The sequence below is a fragment of the Afipia sp. OHSU_II-C1 genome (genome assembly GCF_000497575.1).
In the GTDB taxonomy this organism is placed as follows: Bacteria; Pseudomonadota; Alphaproteobacteria; order Rhizobiales; family Xanthobacteraceae; genus Afipia.
Genome location: NZ_APJI01000023.1, coordinates 128,902 through 146,786 on the forward strand (window position 1 = coordinate 128,902; position 17,885 = coordinate 146,786).

Annotated in this window: 19 protein-coding genes and 1 tRNA gene; 8 read left to right on the forward strand and 12 right to left on the reverse strand. The window is 61.8% G+C overall.

Annotated features, from left to right (window positions below; genetic code table 11):
• Positions 1-134: 134 nt before the first annotated feature.
• A complete protein-coding gene (locus tag I554_RS0122645) occupies positions 135-635 on the forward strand; it encodes a tetratricopeptide repeat protein (protein WP_024574256.1) in 501 nt (166 codons plus the stop codon).
• 62 nt (positions 636-697) lie between these two features.
• Here the strand turns inward: I554_RS0122645 and I554_RS0122650 are convergent, their stop codons facing one another.
• Positions 698-895 (reverse strand): DUF3606 domain-containing protein, encoded by a 198-nt coding sequence (locus I554_RS0122650; protein WP_024574255.1) that lies wholly within the window; start codon positions 893-895, stop codon positions 698-700.
• Between the two features lie 134 nt (positions 896-1,029).
• On the opposite strand from I554_RS0122650, the gene I554_RS0122655 reads away from it, so the two are divergent.
• A complete protein-coding gene (locus I554_RS0122655; protein WP_024574254.1) occupies positions 1,030-1,353 on the forward strand; it encodes a polyhydroxyalkanoic acid system family protein in 324 nt (107 codons plus the stop codon).
• Positions 1,354-1,501: 148 nt separating this feature from the next.
• Here I554_RS0122655 and I554_RS0122660 read toward each other — a convergent pair whose 3' ends face one another.
• From I554_RS0122660 to I554_RS0122670, 3 genes are all read right to left on the reverse strand, one after another.
• Complete coding sequence (locus tag I554_RS0122660) at positions 1,502-3,292, reverse strand: outer membrane beta-barrel protein (protein WP_024574253.1); 1,791 nt, start codon at positions 3,290-3,292, stop codon at positions 1,502-1,504.
• Positions 3,293-3,420: 128 nt separating this feature from the next.
• Positions 3,421-3,495, reverse strand: a tRNA-Val gene (locus tag I554_RS0122665).
• Between the two features lie 106 nt (positions 3,496-3,601).
• Positions 3,602-3,964: a response regulator gene (locus tag I554_RS0122670; protein WP_002713397.1), complete on the reverse strand. Its 363-nt coding sequence runs from the start codon at positions 3,962-3,964 to the stop codon at positions 3,602-3,604.
• A 232-nt stretch (positions 3,965-4,196) separates the two neighbouring features.
• Here I554_RS0122670 and I554_RS0122675 point away from each other — a divergent pair, with 232 nt between their 5' ends.
• Together I554_RS0122675 and hisN are read left to right on the forward strand one after the other, a co-directional pair.
• Positions 4,197-5,084: an N-formylglutamate amidohydrolase gene (locus I554_RS0122675; protein ID WP_024574252.1), complete on the forward strand. Its 888-nt coding sequence runs from the start codon at positions 4,197-4,199 to the stop codon at positions 5,082-5,084.
• A 545-nt stretch (positions 5,085-5,629) separates the two neighbouring features.
• A complete protein-coding gene (hisN, locus tag I554_RS0122680; RefSeq protein WP_024574251.1) occupies positions 5,630-6,412 on the forward strand; it encodes a histidinol-phosphatase in 783 nt (260 codons plus the stop codon).
• Between the two features lie 19 nt (positions 6,413-6,431).
• Here the strand turns inward: hisN and I554_RS0122685 are convergent, their stop codons facing one another.
• A complete protein-coding gene (locus tag I554_RS0122685) occupies positions 6,432-7,322 on the reverse strand; it encodes a LysR substrate-binding domain-containing protein (RefSeq protein ID WP_024574250.1) in 891 nt (296 codons plus the stop codon).
• 95 nt (positions 7,323-7,417) lie between these two features.
• Between I554_RS0122685 and I554_RS0122690 the strand changes: the two genes are divergently transcribed.
• Both I554_RS0122690 and arfB read left to right on the forward strand, forming a co-directional pair.
• A complete protein-coding gene (locus tag I554_RS0122690; protein ID WP_024574249.1) occupies positions 7,418-8,209 on the forward strand; it encodes a sulfite exporter TauE/SafE family protein in 792 nt (263 codons plus the stop codon).
• 46 nt (positions 8,210-8,255) lie between these two features.
• Positions 8,256-8,675, forward strand: a complete 420-nt coding sequence (gene arfB / locus I554_RS0122695) for an alternative ribosome rescue aminoacyl-tRNA hydrolase ArfB (protein WP_024574248.1) — start codon at positions 8,256-8,258, stop codon at positions 8,673-8,675.
• Between the two features lie 80 nt (positions 8,676-8,755).
• Here the strand turns inward: arfB and I554_RS0122700 are convergent, their stop codons facing one another.
• On the reverse strand, positions 8,756-9,067 hold the full coding sequence (locus tag I554_RS0122700) for a hypothetical protein (protein ID WP_024574247.1): 312 nt from the start codon (positions 9,065-9,067) through the stop codon (positions 8,756-8,758).
• A 307-nt stretch (positions 9,068-9,374) separates the two neighbouring features.
• On the opposite strand from I554_RS0122700, the gene mutL reads away from it, so the two are divergent.
• Entirely contained in the window at positions 9,375-11,192 is a 1,818-nt protein-coding gene (gene mutL, locus I554_RS0122705) for a DNA mismatch repair endonuclease MutL (RefSeq protein WP_024574246.1), read from the forward strand.
• Positions 11,193-11,337: 145 nt separating this feature from the next.
• Here mutL and rsmD read toward each other — a convergent pair whose 3' ends face one another.
• Positions 11,338-11,907, reverse strand: a complete 570-nt coding sequence (gene rsmD, locus I554_RS0122710; protein ID WP_024574245.1) for a 16S rRNA (guanine(966)-N(2))-methyltransferase RsmD — start codon at positions 11,905-11,907, stop codon at positions 11,338-11,340.
• Positions 11,908-11,965: 58 nt separating this feature from the next.
• The gene (locus I554_RS0122715; protein ID WP_024574244.1) at positions 11,966-14,062 is read right to left on the reverse strand and encodes a pseudouridine synthase; all 2,097 of its coding nucleotides are present in this window, start codon (positions 14,060-14,062) and stop codon (positions 11,966-11,968) included.
• A gap of 163 nt (positions 14,063-14,225) precedes the next feature.
• Here I554_RS0122715 and I554_RS0122720 point away from each other — a divergent pair, with 163 nt between their 5' ends.
• The gene (locus tag I554_RS0122720) at positions 14,226-14,672 is read left to right on the forward strand and encodes a nucleoside deaminase (protein ID WP_024574243.1); all 447 of its coding nucleotides are present in this window, start codon (positions 14,226-14,228) and stop codon (positions 14,670-14,672) included.
• Positions 14,673-14,769: 97 nt separating this feature from the next.
• Here I554_RS0122720 and I554_RS0122725 read toward each other — a convergent pair whose 3' ends face one another.
• From I554_RS0122725 to purD, 4 genes are read right to left on the reverse strand one after another with little or no spacing between them, the layout of a single operon-like run.
• Positions 14,770-15,219 carry a GNAT family N-acetyltransferase gene (locus I554_RS0122725; protein WP_024574242.1) on the reverse strand — a complete coding sequence of 150 codons (450 nt, stop codon included), beginning with the start codon at positions 15,217-15,219 and terminating at the stop codon, positions 14,770-14,772.
• On the reverse strand, positions 15,219-16,127 hold the full coding sequence (locus I554_RS0122730; protein ID WP_024574241.1) for an alpha/beta hydrolase: 909 nt from the start codon (positions 16,125-16,127) through the stop codon (positions 15,219-15,221). Before I554_RS0122730 ends, I554_RS0122725 begins: the two co-directional genes overlap by 1 nt.
• Before the next feature lie 37 nt (positions 16,128-16,164).
• Positions 16,165-16,599 (reverse strand): hypothetical protein, encoded by a 435-nt coding sequence (locus I554_RS27025; protein ID WP_152527632.1) that lies wholly within the window; start codon positions 16,597-16,599, stop codon positions 16,165-16,167.
• Positions 16,599-17,870 carry a phosphoribosylamine--glycine ligase gene (purD, locus tag I554_RS0122735; protein ID WP_024574240.1) on the reverse strand — a complete coding sequence of 424 codons (1,272 nt, stop codon included), beginning with the start codon at positions 17,868-17,870 and terminating at the stop codon, positions 16,599-16,601. Before purD ends, I554_RS27025 begins: the two co-directional genes overlap by 1 nt.
• Positions 17,871-17,885: the final 15 nt, after the last annotated feature.

The following is a 17,885-nucleotide window of genomic DNA, read 5'->3' on the forward strand; positions in this document are numbered from 1 at the left end:
ATTGCACTGCACCCTGAACCAACAGGCGCTCGCTTGCGCCCAATGGACGGGCGTGTCCGCGTTGTGCCCTACCTGCGTTCAGGATATATCCAGTCCCATAGCTTTCTGAATTTCATCGGGACGGGGGTCTTGCAATGTTCAGGTTTACTGGATTGACCGCGGCGATCGTTGCGTTCGGAGTTATCATCAGCGCTCCCGTTGCACATGCGGGCACATGGGAAGACGGCCTGAAGGCCTTCGCCCGCAAGGAATATGCCGCCGCGGCGAAATTGTTTCGCCCGCTTGCGGAAAAGGGAAATGCCGTCGCGCAGTATCGCATCGCCCTGATGCACAAAATGGGTCTTGGTGTTTCCAAGGACCGCAAGCAGGCCCAGAAGTGGAGCCGGCTCGCGGCGAAGCAGGGCAATCCGGAGGCGCAGGTGCTGCTCGGAAGCCTGTACTACACGGGCGAGGGCAAGGAATCCGAAGACATCGAGAAGGCGTACATGTGGTACGACGTCGCCGCGATGCAGGGGAATGACGAGGCCAAGAAGGAACTTGCCGCCGTGTCGAGCCAGCTCACGTCACAGCAGATCGCGGAAGCACGTGCGAAAGCACAGAAGTGCGCTTCCTCCGGCTATCAGCAGTGCGATTGAACTGAACGCCAAACAGGCGACGACGTGATTTGTGAAATCAGGCCCGGCCTTGCGCCGGGCTTTTATTTGCCGAGATGCCGGCGCACAGCGGCAACAGACGGACCGACCTCGTCGATCGCAGAGGCGAGATCCTGCGGCGAAACGCTGAGGCGATAGGCCCAGTATCCGGTGGAGGCGTCATCCGTCGTGTCGATCATAGGGGCGGGACGCGCACCGAGATTCGACGACAGCATGGACGCGACTGTCACAAGGCGGAGCATGTCTCAAGCTACCACGGAACCGCCCTGCCCACACGCGATGGCGCACCTCAGCGTTAATGAGGATGAAATTTGCGTGGGCCCGCATCGGGTTCGGTTGCTATAATCGGCGTCCAACGCATCGTCGAGGCATGGCATTGGCTCAACCGTTCATGGTCTCCATCCCCCACAAGCTGGGGAAGGAAGAAGCGACCCGCCGCCTCAAGGCCGGGCTCGGCAGCGTCCGCTCCGAATACGGAAAAATTCTTCAGGTCAACGAAGAGATCTGGAGCGGCGATCGTCTCGCATTCCAGGTAACCGCACTGAAGCAACAGGTCCGTGGAACGATCGAGGTGGCGGAGGATCACGTCAAGCTTGAGGTGATGCTGCCATGGCTGCTCGCAGGCCTTGCTCATGGCATCCAGGCAACGATCCGCTCGCGCGCAACGCGCATGCTGGAGAAAAAAACAACGGACGTCTGATCAAGAACAAGGCCCCGCCTCACTGCAAGGCCTTTCTAATTCCAAAATACGGCAGGACGGACGTATCAGCGCCTTCAGGGCCCTGGATACGAGAACGCCCGCCGGCCACAAGACCGGCCAGACAGAGTGGCTAGGCAATGAACCTCGATCAGTTCGCCTGCGGATTCCACATCCTGTAGACCAGCGACACGCGGTAAGCCTCGTTAACGATTCGATGCGAACTGCCCGAACTCGCGAACGAGTTGGTCGTCAGGTTTCCAATGGTTCCGCCAAACCCTGCGCCGCCGGTCGGCGCATGGTTCCAGACATAGGTATCGCGAAGATACTCGCCGCGAACGAAGAAATTATCCGAGGCCTTGAACTCCGCGCCGACACCCACCGAACTGCCGAGTATCTGCTCGAGATCATGTTGCCTCAACACTGTCGCAGCGCCAACCAGCGGAAAACTCGGCTGCGAGATCACCATACCGCCGGCCGATGAGCCTATCGATCCCGCAACTTCGCCATACGACCATCCGCTCGATGCGAACACCGACAATTGCGGAGTTACAACAAAGCCGAACTGGAAGCGGATATGGTTTTTGCTCTCGACGGAGAGGTTTCCGGCCATCGCGAAGCCGAGGCAAGCGGTGGACGGCGAGAAAAAGTAGCATGTCTGATCGCGGCCGCCTTCGCCACCAAACTGGCCAGGGCTTTTTTTGCTGGTGAGCCGGTCAAGTGATTCCAGTTCCAGATCCGCTTCGATGCCGAGCCAGAAGCGGTTCAACTGGGCACGGTAACCGATCAGGATATGGCCGCCAGTGCTGTCCAGAGTACGCGCCAGATCGAAACGATTCGAATACAAGGCATTTGTATTTGCATCAAAGAAAGACAGCCGCGCGGCATCGACGTCGCGGATTCGATAGTTGTTCTGCGTGAGTCCGCCGCCAACATAAAAGCCAGCCCAGGTGTTGGCATAGAGTTCCGGCGCAGACGTGAAGTGCGCAAGATCGAGCAGCGCGCCGTTGCCGGACAGGCCGTTTGGATCAAAACGATAGATCAGCGAGCCGCGGATCGTTTCATTGATGATGTTCGCCTTCCCGCCCGGCGTGTTCATCGACAGGAAATTTCCGTTCACCGTCGCCTGAACGGCGGCAGGATCAACATCCAGACTATACCGGTCCTGAAGATATTCCAGACGGGCGACAATGTTTGGCGTGACCTTGGCCTGAATGCCGCCGCCGAAAGATGTGCCGACCAGGAGCTTGTTGGGCGAGATCGAATTTGCCGATGTAATGACGGGGGTTCCCGGCGACGATGTCAAGGTGAAGCCTACATGAGCACCGACGTCGTTGCTGCGCGCGAAAGCCGCGCCGCCGCTCACGAATCCCATAAGACTGGGCGTGATCTCGAAGCCGGCGATAGCGCGCAGATGCCCGAGCGTTTCGACGTAGCCGAAAACGCTTGGCTGGCCGCAGATAAAGTTGCCGGTCGAACCAACGCCGCAGGCGCCGCCTTCCGAACCGAAGGGCACATCCCAGAGCGATCGCGCACCGAATGTATAGTCCCCTTCGACACCGAACAGCGCGCGGTCGAACTGCGCCAGATAGCCGCCGAGCACATGGCCCTTGTTGATGTAGTCCTGGGTCTGGAGTTTGTAGGTATCGGTCGTATCCTGGCCGAAAGTCCCGTCCAGAAAGGCGGTCCCCAGACCTGCATGGTCGATCCTGCTTCTTTCGCGGCCATAACCAGCACCGATGTAAAAGCCAGCCCATGATGGCCCGACGGCAACGGGAGGCGCGGGAGAAACAGGTTGCGCGGCCATTGCATCGCCCGCTGGCGAATTCCGGATCGCGGCTGCACGTTCGGCGAACGACGAACGATCGGTGGTTTGAGCTGATGCGGGCAGCGCCGAAAAGGCAAGCACCGCGATCGCCGATAAAACGGCTGTTTTGGTCATGAAATCCCCCAGTCCCCGCGGGAACCGTAAGGCGGCGTCTGGGAGTTAACAATTCTTGACGAGCCGAACCGCGGATTTGGAAGTCCGCTGTTCCCTGAAAATCACAAGGTTGCGTGTTTTGAGAACAATGGTGGGCGCGACAGGGATCGAACCTGTGACCCCCTCGATGTCAACGAGGTGCTCTCCCGCTGAGCTACGCGCCCTTAAAGACCACTTGTGCCGGGATGCGTCCCTATATCGGCTTGGATCGCCGCAGGCAAGGACGGGAAACCGTGTTTTCGGGCAAATTTGCCCCCCGAATCGGCGTCCTCAGGCCGCCAGCATCTTGTTCACTTCGCTGACCAGCTCGCGCAGGTGAACCGGCTTGGACAGGACCTTGGCGTTCTTGGGTGCCTCGGAGTCCGAATTCAGCGCCACGGCGGCAAAGCCGGTGATGAACATGATTTTGATATCGGGATCCAGCTCCGACGCGCGGCGCGCCAGTTCGATCCCGTCCATCTCCGGCATCACGATGTCGGTTAGAAGCATTTCAAAAGGTTCTTCGCGGAGCCTCTGATAGGCTGACAGCCCGTTGTCATAGGACGAGACCTGAAACCCTGCATTCTCCAGCGCTTTGACCAGAAAGCGGCGCATGTCGTTGTCGTCTTCGGCAAGGAGAATTTTGTGCTGCATGGTCCCGGTCGTCTTAATCGCGTGAATGGAGAAGTCCCCTGCCTTCTATTTGCCCGATGGGTAGTAAATTTCGGGTGAAGGCGAACTTCCTCTTGGCAGAACGGTTAGCTTTGCGGACAATGATCCTGAACGAAACATCTGCTTTTCCGGCGAAAATGTGTTGCCCGGGCAGGCATTTCAGCAGCGGCGAGCATAACGCCGCGGGTGAAAATGGCGAGGAAAAGAGGTGGCAATGACCCAGTTCGAGGACGAATTGTCGCCTCCGTTCGAGATCATCGAGCCGCCGGTCTGGCGGGCGCCGATCATCTTCAATTCCCCGCATTCCGGATCGGTCTATCCCCGCGAATTTCTGGCCGCGTCCCGCATCGACGAGTCGGCGCTGCGGCGTTCGGAAGATTCGTTCATGGACGAGATCATCGCGGATCTCACCGGCCGCGGATTTCCAATCATGCGGGTGAATTTTCCGCGCTCCTATGTTGACGTCAATCGCGAGCCGTACGAACTCGATCCGCGCATGTTCGCCGGACGGCTGCCGAGCTTTGCAAATACGCGCTCGATGCGGGTTGCAGGCGGTTTGGGTACGATTCCGCGCGTCGTCGGCGACGGCCAGGAAATCTACTTTGAACGCCTCGATGTCGAGGACGCACTGAACCGGATCGAGGCGCTGTACAAGCCCTATCACCGCGCCCTGCGCCGTCTCATCAACAAGGCGCATCAGGCATTCGGCACGGTCATTCTGGTCGATTGCCATTCGATGCCGTCGGTGGGTGTTACCCGCGATGAACCCAAGCGTCCCGATGTCGTGATCGGCGACCGCTACGGCACAAGCTGCGCCGGCCTGCTGGCCGATGTCGTCGAGGAAACGCTGACCGGGCTCGGATATTCGGTAGGCCGCAACAAGCCCTATGCGGGCGGCTTCATCACCGAGCACTATGGCAACCCGGCCAGCGGACTGCATACCGTCCAGCTTGAACTCAACCGTGCAATCTACATGGACGAACGGCGTCGCGAGCGCGGCCCGCAGTTCCGCAAGGTCGCCGACGATTTCATGATGCTGGCAGAGGCGCTGGCTGCGATTCCACTCGACAGCCTCGGGCCATTCCAGGCGGCGGCGGAGTAGAAGTTACCATCCGCGGGTCCTCGCATGCCGGCGCAAAGAGGCGGCCGCTAGCCGCGCCACCCGCCCAAGAAAAAAGGGCCACTCGCGAAAGCAAGTGGCCCAAGTCTAGGGAGGAAACGCCCAAGGAGGGCAGCAATAACGCGAGGCGTTATCGCACCGCAACAATATGCAGCCGCAACGCACTCAAGGCAAGTATTTTTAAAGATTTAGTCATGCTCTACATGCATGACAGACTTGCGATCACTCCTCCGAGGCAGCAAGAGTTCTTTGTTAAATATCAAAGTCTTATGAAGAATTATGACAATTGTGCACTGCCAAAAAAGCATGAAAATGCACCCAAGAAGTGAATAAAGATGTCAATTTATTGGCTGTCAAGCTTTCATTTGCACCTTCACTTTGGAATCTCAAAGTAAAGAATGAACACTCCGGTTAGTGTCCAGCCATCAGAGTTTGCGGCGATTGCTCCGCTCCCCGGACTCTTATAGGGCCGTAACAGGTTCGCACTTACACTCCATCGGCATCGTGGTTGCTCTAAAGGAATCCTCGTGACGGTCATCGACTTCACCGCTTTCATCGGACGACTGGCGACCGCCTCGGGCGACACCATCCTTCCCTTCTTCCGCACCTCGCTCAGCGTCGAGAACAAGAACGCCGGACGCGATCTCGATCCGGTCACCGAGGCCGACCGCGCCGCCGAGGCGGTGATGCGCCGGATGATCAAGGACAGCTTTCCGCTGCACGGCATTATCGGCGAGGAGTTCGGATCCGAACGCGCTGATGCGGAATATGTCTGGGTGTTGGACCCGATCGACGGGACCAAGTCTTTCATCGCCGGTCTGCCGATCTGGGGCACGCTGATTGCGTTGATGCACAACGGCACCCCGGTGTTCGGCATGATGCATCAACCCTATATCGGCGAACGTTTCAGCGGCGACGGCGGTTCCGCGCGCTACGATGGAGCATCCGGCAAACGAAAACTGCAGGTGCGGCGGTGCGCATCGCTCGCAGAAGCGACGCTGTTCACCACCAGCCCCCGATTGATGAAGGCGCCGGACCGCGCGCAGTTCGAGCGCGTCGAAGCCGGCGTACGATTGTCGCGTTACGGCGGCGATTGCTACGCCTATTGCATGCTCGCCGCAGGACATCTCGATCTCATCATCGAGACCGAGCTGAAGCCGTACGACGTTGCAGCCCTGATTCCGATCGTCACCGGCGCCGGCGGCATCATCACCACCTGGGACGGCAAGCCCGCACAATCCGGCGGACGCATCGTCGCGGCCGGCGACAAGCGCGTCCATGAAGAGGCACTGAAGATTCTGAACGCCTGAGATCTCTCAGGCTTTGGCGTCACAGCTTCGCAAACATCTTCAGATGATCCGCAAGCTGCTGCACCGGCCGCGGCAGCGATTGCCGGCTACGGGTGCAGATCGCGAGCCGGCGGCTGGCCCATGGATCGGTTATCCTGATTGTCCTGATCCGGGTGGAGCGGTAACCGCGCGCCGCAGCCTCCGGAATGATCGCCACGCCGACGCCGGCCTCCACCATCTGGCAGATCGCATCGAAACTCCGGAGCCGCGCCCGCACCCGCATGCGCACACCAAGTTGTGCGGCATGAGTTGCGATATGACTTTGCAAGGCGCTGACCTCGGTCAGGCCGACGAACTCGCGGGCAGCAACATCGCGGAAACCGGTCTGGCGGCGCTGCGCGATCTCGTCTCCAGGCGGCACGATCAACACCAGCCGATCGGCGCAGAACGGAAACCGGTCGAGCCCCTCGGGCAGCATCGCGTCGATCGCCAGACCGATATCGGCTGCGCCCGAGGCCAGCGCGGTGGCAATCTCCGCGCTCTCGCGCTCCTCTACATCGACGCTGATCGCCGGATGTTTCGCCAGAAACGACGCCAGCGCCTTCGGCAGATGCTCGCTCGCGCCGGACGTGTTGGCGAGCATGTGGATGCGCGCCTTCAGGCCCCGCGCGTACGCGCTGAGTTCGCCCTGCATCGCCGCCATCTGATGCAGCACGATCCGGGCATGATCGAGCAAGCTTTCACCGGCGGCCGTCAGCCTGACGCCGCGCCGCTGCCGCTCCAGGAGCGGTACGCCCAGCGCCGCTTCCATGCCCTTGATGCGTGCGCTGGCCGATGCCAGCGCTAAGGCCGACCGCTCGGCGCCGTGGGTGATGCTGCGCGCCTCGGCGATCGCCACGAACAACCGCATATCCACCAGATCGAAATGCATGGCCATGGCCCTTTACAGTGCCTTCGCCAACGCCGAAGGCTAGCTCCGTATCCTCCAGATTGTGCAGTTTGCCGCCCTCGGTCAATGTACGCGCCATGTCCAGTTCACTCTCCGATCCCGTTCTCCTGATCATCATTGCCGCAGTCTTCCTGCTGGCAGGCTTCGTCAAAGGCACCATCGGCATGGGTCTGCCGACCGTGGCGATGGGTCTGCTCGCCACGCGGATGCCGCCCGCACACGCGCTGGCTATCGTGATTGTGCCCGCCATCGTCACCAATATCTGGCAGACCTTCGTCGGCCCGTATCTGCGCGACATCGTGCGCCGGTTGTGGCCGCTGATGGCCGGCACGGTGCTCGGCATTCTGTCGGGCGGAGGCCTGATGACAGGCCCCTATGCGCGCTACGGCACCATCGTGCTCGGCATATTGCTGGTGATCTACGCGATCATCGGGCTGTCCAAAGTCCGTTTCAGCGTCGAGCGCCGGAACGAGAAATGGCTCGGCGGCATCGTCGGGCTGGTCACCGGCGTGATCTCGGCCGCGACCGGCGTGCAGGTCATTCCCTCGATGCCCTTCATGCAGGCTATCGGCATGGAGAAGGACGAACTGGTCCAGGCGCTCGGCGTGTTTTTCACGACCGCGACCGTGGCGCTGGCGTTCAACCTCACTGGCGCGGGGCTGCTGAACGCAACCGTTGCCGTTCCCGGCCTTGTCGCGATGGTCACGGCTTTCGCCGGCATGTATCTCGGACAGCTTCTGCGCTCGCGCATGGATGCCGATACGTTCCGCCGCTGGTTTCTGATCGCGATGCTGCTGCTGGGGATTTATCTCGCCGGTGAAATGCTGGCGCGAATCCACAGCGAGACGGTGGTCCCGGCAACGCACTGACGCGAAAACCGGTGCCGGTTGGCTCTGACCGTGCTAGGCGTGCTGCATGATCCGGGTCACACGCGACATCACGATTGACGAGAAGGACCTCGACATTGCGTTCGTTCGCGCTTCGGGCCCGGGCGGACAGAATGTCAACAAGCTCTCGACCGCGGCGCAACTGCGCTTCGATGTCAGGCGTATCACGCTTGAACCGGATGTGATGACGCGGCTGACCACGCTTGCAGGCCAGCGCATGACCAGGGACGGCGTGATCGTCATTCACGCGCAGCGCTTCCGCACCCAGGAGCGCAACCGCGCCGACGCCATCGACCGGCTGCTGGAGCTGCTGCGCGAAGCCGCTGTCCGTCCGAAACCGCGCCGCGCCACGAAGCCGACCCTCGGCTCCAAGATGCGCCGTCTCGACGGCAAGAAACGCCGCAGCGATATCAAGGCAAGGCGCAACACGCGCAGCTTCGACGATTAGGCACACCCGACAGAAAACTCCGGCCACGGAAGCGGCCGGAGTTCTTGTCTTGGGGAAAAGAGCAGGACCAGCGCACCAGCCTAACGCTTGAGACCGCCCGCAGCGCCACCGGTGGCGCCAGCCGCGCCGTTGACAGCTCCGCCCGCACCCGACCCGACCGTGCCCTTCGCACCGGTGTGCGTACCGGCGCCAGCATTGGCACCCGAACTTCCGACATTGGAATCGACGCCGGCGCCGGTATTGGCGCCACCGGAGATTCCGGCGGGGCCGCTGACACCACCCTGCGCGCCGCCACGAACCCGCGTGTCAGATGAAACGCCCTGTGCCAGTACAGCGCCAGTCAGCATTGCCGAGGTTGCGAGCACAATGGCTGCAGTTTTTACGACCTTCATCCACTTCTCCTTACAATAGCGACGCCCATCCGGTTTCGTCTGTGCGCCGTCCGCATCTACCGGATGGATTCGCCGAGATATTTCTCACGAACGACGCGCACGCATGCAAACTGCGTGGTGTGACCATTGTTCAGAGATTTGGGGGCCATTTCGCGGAGATTCCGCCACATGCTGACCGCATATGCGGCCGTTCAAGAGACCTGTGCGAAGCGGTGAAAGCCTGACAAATGAGCCCGGTTGAGGTTCCCTTTGATCAATCCAACCCGGTAAAATGCGCCCGCGTCATATCGAGTCGCACTGGAACCTCATGCCCGTCCGTCAGCTCCCTATTCAAATCGTCAACCGCATTGCCGCCGGCGAGGTGGTGGAGCGGCCCGCGAGCGCGGTGAAGGAGCTGGTCGAGAACGCCATCGATGCCGGCGCGTCGCGCATCGACATTTTTACCGAGGGTGGCGGACGCCGGCGCATCGCGATCACCGACGACGGCGCGGGCATGACGCGTGACGATCTCGCACTCTCGGTCGACCGACACGCGACATCGAAGCTCGACGACGAGGATCTGCTGCGCATCCGCACGCTCGGCTTCCGCGGCGAAGCACTGCCGTCGATCGGCGCTGTGTCAAAGCTCAATATTGCCACACGGCATGCCAGCGAGCCTCATGCGTGGACGCTCAATGTCGATGCGGGGGCGAAGTCCGATATCGTGCCAGCGGCATTGGCCGCTGGAACGCGCGTCGAGGTCAGCGATCTGTTCTACGCCACCCCGGCGCGGTTGAAATTCCTCAAGACCGACCGCACCGAAGCCGAAGCCGTCCGCGAAGTGGTGCGGCGCCTGGCCATGGCACGGCCGGACATCGCGTTTTCGCTGTCCGGCGAGGAACGCGCGCCCGTCACATGGGCGGCGGCGCTGCCCGGCGCACCAGGCCGCCTGACACGGCTCGGCGATATTCTGGGCGCGGATTTTCGCGCCAGCGCCATCGAGGTGCGCGCGGAGCGTGATGGCGTTAGCGTCGAAGGCTTTGCCGCAGCACCTTCCCTCACGCGGGCCAACGCACTCGGGCAATATCTGTTCGTCAACGGCCGCCCGGTGCGCGACAAGCTGATCCTCGGCGCCGTGCGTGCAGCCTATGCGGACTATCTGCCGCGCGACCGTCATCCCGTGGTGACGCTGTTCGTTACGCTGGATACGCAGGAGGTCGACGCCAACGTGCATCCGGCAAAGACCGAGGTGCGTTTCCGCAACGCCGGGCTGGTCCGCGCCCTGATCGTGCACGCGCTGAAAGACGGCCTCGCACGCGAAGGCAAGCGCACGGCGGCGAATTCCGACGGCGCGGCGATCATGGCCTTCCGCCCGGGCAGCATTTCACGCAGCGGTGGATGGGACTGGCGGCGCTCGCCGAATTTTCCTGCGGCTCCCCCTGCACCGGCTTATGCGAATGCGTTTTCGCCCAATACCTTTGCCGAGACCGCGCAGGCCGCATTCGATACTGGCGCGCCGACCGCCGACGTGCGCACTGAGCACGCGCCCGCACATGAACTGATCGACAGCCCGCTCGGCGCGGCGCGCACGCAGATCCATGAAAACTACATCGTCGCCCAGACCCGCGACGGGCTGGTGATCGTGGATCAGCATGCCGCCCACGAACGCATCGTCTATGAGCGGCTGAAAGCCTCGCTTGAACGCAACGGCGTGCAGCGGCAGATTCTGCTGATCCCCGAAATCGTCGAGATGGACGAGTCCACCGTCGAGAGGCTGGTGGGACGCGCCAGCGAGCTGGAAAAATTCGGGCTGAGCATCGAGTCGTTCGGACCCGGCGCGATTGCCGTGCGCGAAACGCCGTCGCTCCTCGGCAAGACCGATGCAGCCTCATTGCTGCGCGATCTCGCCGAGCACATGGCCGAATGGGACGAGGCATTGCCGCTTGAGCGGCGGCTGATGCATGTCGCGGCGACGATGGCCTGCCACGGCTCGGTGCGCTCCGGCCGTATCCTCAAGCCTGAGGAAATGAACGCGCTGCTGCGCGAGATGGAAGTGACGCCGAATTCCGGCCAGTGCAACCACGGTCGACCGACCTATGTCGAACTGAAACTTGCGGACATCGAAAAGCTGTTCGGGCGGCGATAAAGCCGCCAAAATCGTAAGGGCGAAACAGTGACGATCTTCGCTGCAAAAGGCGAAGTGGTGAGCAAATTGCGGCTTCCGGGCGAATTCAGATTCAGTGTCAGAAACGCCGCCGAATTAACTTGACGCACGACGTCTGAATGCAAGTTCAGGCTATCGCAGTGCCACTCGTCCGTAAAAATACAAACTCCGTGTCGTCATAGACGCGGCGCTCGAGTTCTTCAAAACCATCCGGCGCCGAAAATGCCGCGGCCTTCGATTCCTCGACCACCACAAGCGCATCCGGCGTCAGCCACCTGCCGTCACGCAAGGAGGCCAGCGCCTTGTCGGCCAGTCCGCGCCCGTAGGGCGGATCGAGAAACACCAGCGAGAACGGCTCGACCGGATAGGCCGGGCCGAGATTGGTCGCATCGCGGCGATAGACCTTGGTGACGCCGCCGAGCCCCAGCGCTTCGACATTGTTACGGAGCAGCGCCCGCGCCTCCGCGCCGTTGTCCACGAACAGCGTGAATGCCGCGCCGCGCGACACCGCTTCGATGCCGAGCGCGCCGGTGCCGGCGAACAGGTCGAGCACCCGCGCGCCGTCGATCGGGTTCTCGTAGGCATGCATCAGGATATTGAATAGCGACTCGCGCAGACGATCCTGCGTCGGACGGATGTCATTCGACGCGGGCGAGGCGATGTTGCGGCCTCTCAGACGACCACCGACGACGCGCATGCTAGACTCCCAGCATGATCTTATCGGAAAACCGGTTCCCACTTTTCCGGATCATGCATCAGTCTTCCGTGACGCCGTCTTTGGGCTTCAGATCGCGCTTGCCCTTGTAGCCGCGTTGCGGACGGCGCGGCGGGCCGTAGCCGCCGGCTGCTTCCTCGTTGCGCGCACGGGCTTCGTCGCTGCCCGCACGCGTCACCAGGATGCGGCGGCCCTTGCGGTCCGCGATCAGTCCGCTCTTCTTTCCCGCAGGCTTGATGCGGCCCTTGATGCGAGGCGCGTCTTCGTCCTCCGCGGCCTGCTTCACCGGCTTGTCGAACTGCGCGCCGGACATCGCGACGATCTTCTCGCCGAGCTGGTCGCGCAGCACCCGTGACTTGATCTCCTCGACCTGGCCTTCCTCGATCTCGCCAAGCTGGAACGGGCCGTAGGAAATGCGGATCAGCCGGTTCACTTCAAGTCCGAGATGCGCCATGACATTGCGCACTTCGCGGTTCTTGCCTTCGCGGATCGCAAACACGATCCAGACGTTGGCCGCCTTGTCGCGTTCCAGCGTCGCATCGATCGAACCATACTTCACGCCGTCGACCTCGACGCCCTTCTTCAGTTCGTCGAGCTGGGCCTGCGTGACTTCGCCGTGGGCGCGGACGCGATAACGCCGCAGCCAGCCGGTGTCCGGCAGTTCCAGCGCACGGGCGAGTCCGCCGTCGTTGGTCAAAAGCAGCAGACCTTCGGTGTTGAAATCGAGCCGGCCGACGCTGATGAGGCGCGGAAGTCCCTCAGGCAGATTGTCGAACACTGTCGGACGGCCCTCGGGATCGTCGTGGGTCGTCATCAGGCCGCGGGGCTTATGATAGAGAAACAGCCGCGTGCGCTCGCGCTCCGGCAACGGCTTGCCGTCGATGGTGACGACATCGTTGTCGGTGATATCGAGCGCCGGCGAGTTGATCACGCGGCCGTTCACCGCAACGCGGCCCTGCACGATCCAGTCCTCGGCGTCGCGGCGCGAACATAGCCCCGCGCGCGCGACGATCTTGGCGATGCGCTCGCCGGTCTTTTTCTTTTCCGGTGCCGCGCGCGGCGCACGCTTCTCGAAATCGGGTTTGCGCTCGCGGTATTCGCCGCGGCCGCCAAACGCCGGCCGCTTGGCGAAAATCTTGCTGTCGTCCTCGTTGTCGCGGCGCGGGCGTTCACCGGCTTCACTGCGTGGATGCTCCTGCCAGTCGCTGCGGCCACGCGGCGCGCGGTCCTCACGCGGCTTGTCAAAACGAGGGCGCGAAAACCGCGGGCGCTCACTGGAATCGCGATCGCGGTCGCCACGGTCGAAACGGGGCTTGTCGAAACCACCAGCACCTTCACGGCGCGGCGGACGGCTGTCTCCATCGCGCGACGGTCCGCGCTTCTGCCAGGGCTTTTCGTTGCCGCGATCCTCACCGCGGTTGAACTCCCGGCGTGGGCCACGGTCCGGCGCACCACGCGCGGGCCGGTCGTCACGGTTGAAGCGCGGACGCTCGTCGCGCTGCGTGTAGGGCCGCTTTTCGCCGAACTTCCTGTCTCCGAATTTTTTATCCTGGAAACGTCCGGCACCGGCGCTGCGTGGTGCGCGGTCGTCGCGATCGCGCGGCTTGAAGGAATGGCCTTCACCACGATCTTCGCGCGGCTTGAACGGACGGCCTTCACCACGATCCTCACGCGGTTTGAACGAACGTCCTTCGGGGCGATCGCCGCGTGGCTTGAACGAACGTCCTTCGGGACGATCGCCACGCGGCTTGAACGGACGGCCTTCACCACGATCCTCACGCGGTTTGAACGAACGCGCTTCGCCCCGATCCCGCGAGCCGAAGTCCTTGCGCGGGCCGCGATCCGGTCCGTCCTTGCGGAAATCGTCGCGCTTGCCGGCATAGGGCTTCGGCGCATAGGGCCGCTTGTCGCCGGACGGACGCTTGTCGCCGAACTTGCGGTCGCCGAATTTCTTGTCACCGCCGCGCGGGCCCGCCGATCGTGCGGGGCGCTCATCGCGCGAACTTCCGCCACTGCGTGAGCCCGCTCCGCTGCGCGAGCCGCCGGGGCGGCCTCTGCCGCCGCCCTTGTAGCCCCCGCCTGCGCCGCCTTCACGGCGCGGCGGACGGCCGTTGTTTTTATCGTTGTCGCGGGGCATGAATGATCTCTCAGGCGTTGGGCAGAATATCGGGACTGTCGCACAGCGTGAAAATTGGCTGGCGGTACGCGCCCTTTTAAATCAGGGCGCATTTTCGCGCAAAACCGGTTCTCGCGTTTGCTGAAGACGCCGTAGTAACAGAGTTTATCGCCGGAAACGAGGCATGACGGCACGATCTTTCATGGATTTGGCGCTGAAACAGGCGGAAATCGCTGAAACAGCGGGTGAAGTGCCGATCGGCTGCGTCATCGTGCGGGACGGCGCCGTGATCGCGCAGGCCGGCAACCGCACCCTCGCCGACCGCGACCCGACCGCCCATGCCGAGATTCTGGCCATCCGCGAGGCCGCCCGCGTCACGGGCAGCGAGCGTCTGACCGATTGCGATCTCTATGTCACGCTGGAACCCTGCACCATGTGTGCAGGGGCCATTTCCTTCGCCCGCATCCGGCGGCTTTACTATGGCGCGGCTGATCCGAAGGGCGGCGCGGTGGACTCAGGTGTCCGGTTTTTCGCCTCGCACACCTGCCATCATGTGCCGGAGATTTATCCGTCCGTCGGCGAAAGCGAAGCCGCCACGCTGCTGACGAATTTCTTCAAGGCGCGGCGCTAGAGTGTGATCCAGCTTCGCTGAATCAGACTCGTCGCCGGTCGTTTTGTTTGGGCATGATCTTTTCCGAAAACCGGTTTCCACTTTTCGGGATCATGCCCTAAATCAGATTGATCTTCATGCCCTCATGCGAGGCGTCGAAGCCAAGCCGCGCATAGAAGCGCTGCGCATCGACGCGCCGCTTGTCGGTCGTGAGCTGCAATTGCTTGCAGCCGCGCGCACGTGACTTGGCGATCATCGCCTCCATCATCTGTTCGCCGATGCCGAGCCCCCGCAGCGAACGGTCGACCCGCACACCCTCGACCTTCGCGATCCAGCTGCCATGATAGGACATGCCGGGAATGAAGGTCAGTTGCAGGCACCCCATCGCCGTGCCCTCGTGATCCCACACATAAAGCGTGTTGTTGGGGTCCGCCGCGATGGCGTCGAACGCGGCACAATACGCCGCCATGTTACTGGAGAAATCCTCGCGCCCGCGCGCGATCTCATCATCCGCCAGCATTTCAACAATCCGCCGGATATCCTCTCGCCGTGCCTCACGTAGTGCCATCAATCCTGCCCCTGAAAGAATTCAAGTAATGCATTGGCCGTTTCCTGCGGATTTTCCTCGGGAAGGAAATGGCCCGCATCAATGGCGTGTCCCCTGACGTTCGTCGCCCAATTACGCCAGGTGTCGAGCGGGCTCGAAGCCGAGGACGCAATGCCCGCCCCGCCCCACAGCGCCAGAAGCGGCACCGTGATCTTGTTGCCGGCTTCAACGTCGGCCTTGTCCTGCTCGAAATCGGCATAGGCCCCGGCGCGATAATCCTCGCACGCGGCATGGATGCGCAGCGGATCGCGAAACGCCGTCAGGTAATGTTCGACCGCACGCGGATCGAATGGACTGGGCACATCCTTCTTGGCCCAGCTCTTGAAGGTGCGCCCGAAATAATCGTCGGGATTCGTTGCAATCAAGTTTTCCGGCAACGGATGCGGCTGCGCCAGAAACGCCCAGTGATAGATGCGAAGCGCGAAGGCGCGATCCATCTTCAGCCAGTAATCATAGGTCGGCAGAATATCGAGCGTCGCGAAGCGCGACAGCCGCCCGGGATGATCGAGCGCCAGCCGATAGGCGACACGCCCGCCACGATCGTGACCCGCAAGACCGAAATGCACATAACCGAGCTTTTCCATCGCCTCGACCATGACCTGCGCCATCGCCCGCTTGGTGAACGGCGCATGGTTCTCGTCGGTCTTCGGAACATCCGACCAGCCGTATCCGGGCAAATCCGGAATCACGAGGGTGAATTTGTCGGCCAGCATCGGCGCGACGCGATGCCACATCACATGGGTCTGCGGATAACCGTGCAACAGCAGCAATGGCGGGCCCTTGCCGCCGACGCGGGCGAAAATGCGCCCGCCGCGTGTGCTGATCCATTCAGACTGGAAACCGGGAAAGAGGTCGGCAAGATCGGGCATTCATCCTCCCACTGCTTTCAGATTCTGAATTGACGCCCTAGCTCATAGGAACACATGGCTTAAATTGAAAACCTATACTTTTTCGTGCCGTCCAAACTTGCCCTGTAGCAACATGTTTGTATTCGATCTCTAGATCGCTACCTTTCGTGATTTCGTAGTCATCTATTAAGGGCTCCTTTGAGTGTGAGCCATTGATCGTCTTGGTTTCCGTACGCCAACCTTTCTGAGTAGCAATCCATATGCCGCCTTCAGTTTGACGCTTAGATAGTTCGCAATTTCGATAGTGCCGAAATTCGACGATGAAAGAGCGATCTGGTTTGCGATGTATCATCCATTGCATGTATTGACGCGCGAAAGGTTGATACCCCTCGCTATACCAATAACCTTCCAGATCGGCGGCACCTGCAACCGAAGAGAAAAGAAAGGCTAGGAGCACACCGAAAGGAATTTTCTCGCTCAGGCTTCCAGGCATCAAGGCAGCTTTTCCTCCCGCTTCACCGCCTGCCAGCCGATATCGCGGCGGCAAAAGCCTTCCGGCCATCGGATTCGATCGATGGCTTCATAGGCCCGGCGATGCGCCTCGCTGACGGTCTTGGCGGTTGCGGTGACGTTCAGCACCCTGCCGCCGTTGGCGAGAATTCTGTCTCCATCGGCCTTGGTGCCGGCATGGAAGATTTCGACGCCTTCGATCTTCGCAGCATCACCAAGACCTTCGATGACCGTGCCTTTGGCATAGTCGCCTGGATAGCCTTTGGCCGCCATCACCACGGTGAGCGCGGGCTCGGGATACCAGCGCAGGTCGAAATGCTTCAATTCACCTTCGACCGAAGCAAGCAGCGCCGGCACGAGGTCCGACATCAGGCGGATCATCAGCACCTGCGTCTCGGGATCGCCGAAGCGCGCATTGTATTCGATCAGCTTCGGGCCATCTTTGGTGATCATCAGGCCAGCGAACAGCACGCCCTTGTAAGGCATGCCCATCGCCTTCATCGCGCGCAGCGTCGGCAGGATGATTTCGGTCATCGTCCGCTCGCGCACCGCGTCGGTGAACACCGGCGCCGGCGAATAGGCCCCCATGCCGCCGGTGTTTGGCCCCTTGTCGCCGTCGAAGGCGCGCTTGTGATCCTGCGCGGCGGCCAGCGGCAACGCGCTGTCACCATCGCACAGCACGAAGAACGAGGCTTCCTCGCCTTCCATGAATTCCTCAACGACCGCTTCGGCGCCCGCCGCGGTGAACAGCGCATCGATCGCGGCTTCGGCCTCGGCCAGCGTCATCGCCACCACGACGCCCTTGCCGGCGGCGAGACCGTCCGCCTTCACGACAATCGGCGCGCCCTGCTTGCGGATATAGGCTTTCGCGGCGTCCGCATCGCGAAACCGCTCATAGGCCGCGGTCGGGATGTCGTTCGCCTTGCAGATATCCTTGGTGAAGCCCTTGGAGCTTTCGAGTTGCGACGCAGCCTTGCTGGGACCGAACGCCTTGATGCCGGCTGCGGCGAGATCATCAACGATGCCGGCTGCCAGCGGCGCTTCAGGGCCAACCACCACGAGGTCGACCTTGTTCATCTTGCAGAAGTCGATCACCGCCGCATGATTCGCGACATCAAGCGCAACGCACTCGGCGTCCTGCGCGATGCCGGCATTGCCCGGCGCGCACCACAGTTTTGTCAGCAGTGGCGAGGCCGCCATTTTCCACGCCAGCGCGTGTTCGCGCCCGCCGGAACCGATCAAAAGGATATTCATGGATAAGGGTCGAAC

Excerpts from the sequence above, each read along its gene's own strand:
- I554_RS0122645 (WP_024574256.1), top strand. The coding sequence starts at position 135 with ATGTTCAGGTTTACTGGATTGACCGCGGCGATCGTTGCGTTCGGAGTT.
- I554_RS0122650 (WP_024574255.1), bottom strand. The coding sequence starts at position 895 with ATGCTCCGCCTTGTGACAGTCGCGTCCATGCTGTCGTCGAATCTCGGT.
- I554_RS0122660 (WP_024574253.1), bottom strand. The coding sequence starts at position 3,292 with ATGACCAAAACAGCCGTTTTATCGGCGATCGCGGTGCTTGCCTTTTCG.
- I554_RS0122670 (WP_002713397.1), bottom strand. The coding sequence starts at position 3,964 with ATGCAGCACAAAATTCTCCTTGCCGAAGACGACAACGACATGCGCCGC.
- I554_RS0122675 (WP_024574252.1), top strand. The coding sequence starts at position 4,197 with ATGACCCAGTTCGAGGACGAATTGTCGCCTCCGTTCGAGATCATCGAG.
- I554_RS0122685 (WP_024574250.1), bottom strand. The coding sequence starts at position 7,322 with ATGCATTTCGATCTGGTGGATATGCGGTTGTTCGTGGCGATCGCCGAG.
- I554_RS0122690 (WP_024574249.1), top strand. The coding sequence starts at position 7,418 with ATGTCCAGTTCACTCTCCGATCCCGTTCTCCTGATCATCATTGCCGCA.
- arfB (WP_024574248.1), top strand. The coding sequence starts at position 8,256 with ATGATCCGGGTCACACGCGACATCACGATTGACGAGAAGGACCTCGAC.
- I554_RS0122700 (WP_024574247.1), bottom strand. The coding sequence starts at position 9,067 with ATGAAGGTCGTAAAAACTGCAGCCATTGTGCTCGCAACCTCGGCAATG.
- mutL (WP_024574246.1), top strand. The coding sequence starts at position 9,375 with ATGCCCGTCCGTCAGCTCCCTATTCAAATCGTCAACCGCATTGCCGCC.
- rsmD (WP_024574245.1), bottom strand. The coding sequence starts at position 11,907 with ATGCGCGTCGTCGGTGGTCGTCTGAGAGGCCGCAACATCGCCTCGCCC.
- I554_RS0122715 (WP_024574244.1), bottom strand. The coding sequence starts at position 14,062 with ATGCCCCGCGACAACGATAAAAACAACGGCCGTCCGCCGCGCCGTGAA.
- I554_RS0122720 (WP_024574243.1), top strand. The coding sequence starts at position 14,226 with ATGACGGCACGATCTTTCATGGATTTGGCGCTGAAACAGGCGGAAATC.
- I554_RS0122725 (WP_024574242.1), bottom strand. The coding sequence starts at position 15,219 with ATGGCACTACGTGAGGCACGGCGAGAGGATATCCGGCGGATTGTTGAA.
- I554_RS0122730 (WP_024574241.1), bottom strand. The coding sequence starts at position 16,127 with ATGCCCGATCTTGCCGACCTCTTTCCCGGTTTCCAGTCTGAATGGATC.
- I554_RS27025 (WP_152527632.1), bottom strand. The coding sequence starts at position 16,599 with ATGCCTGGAAGCCTGAGCGAGAAAATTCCTTTCGGTGTGCTCCTAGCC.
- purD (WP_024574240.1), bottom strand. The coding sequence starts at position 17,870 with ATGAATATCCTTTTGATCGGTTCCGGCGGGCGCGAACACGCGCTGGCG.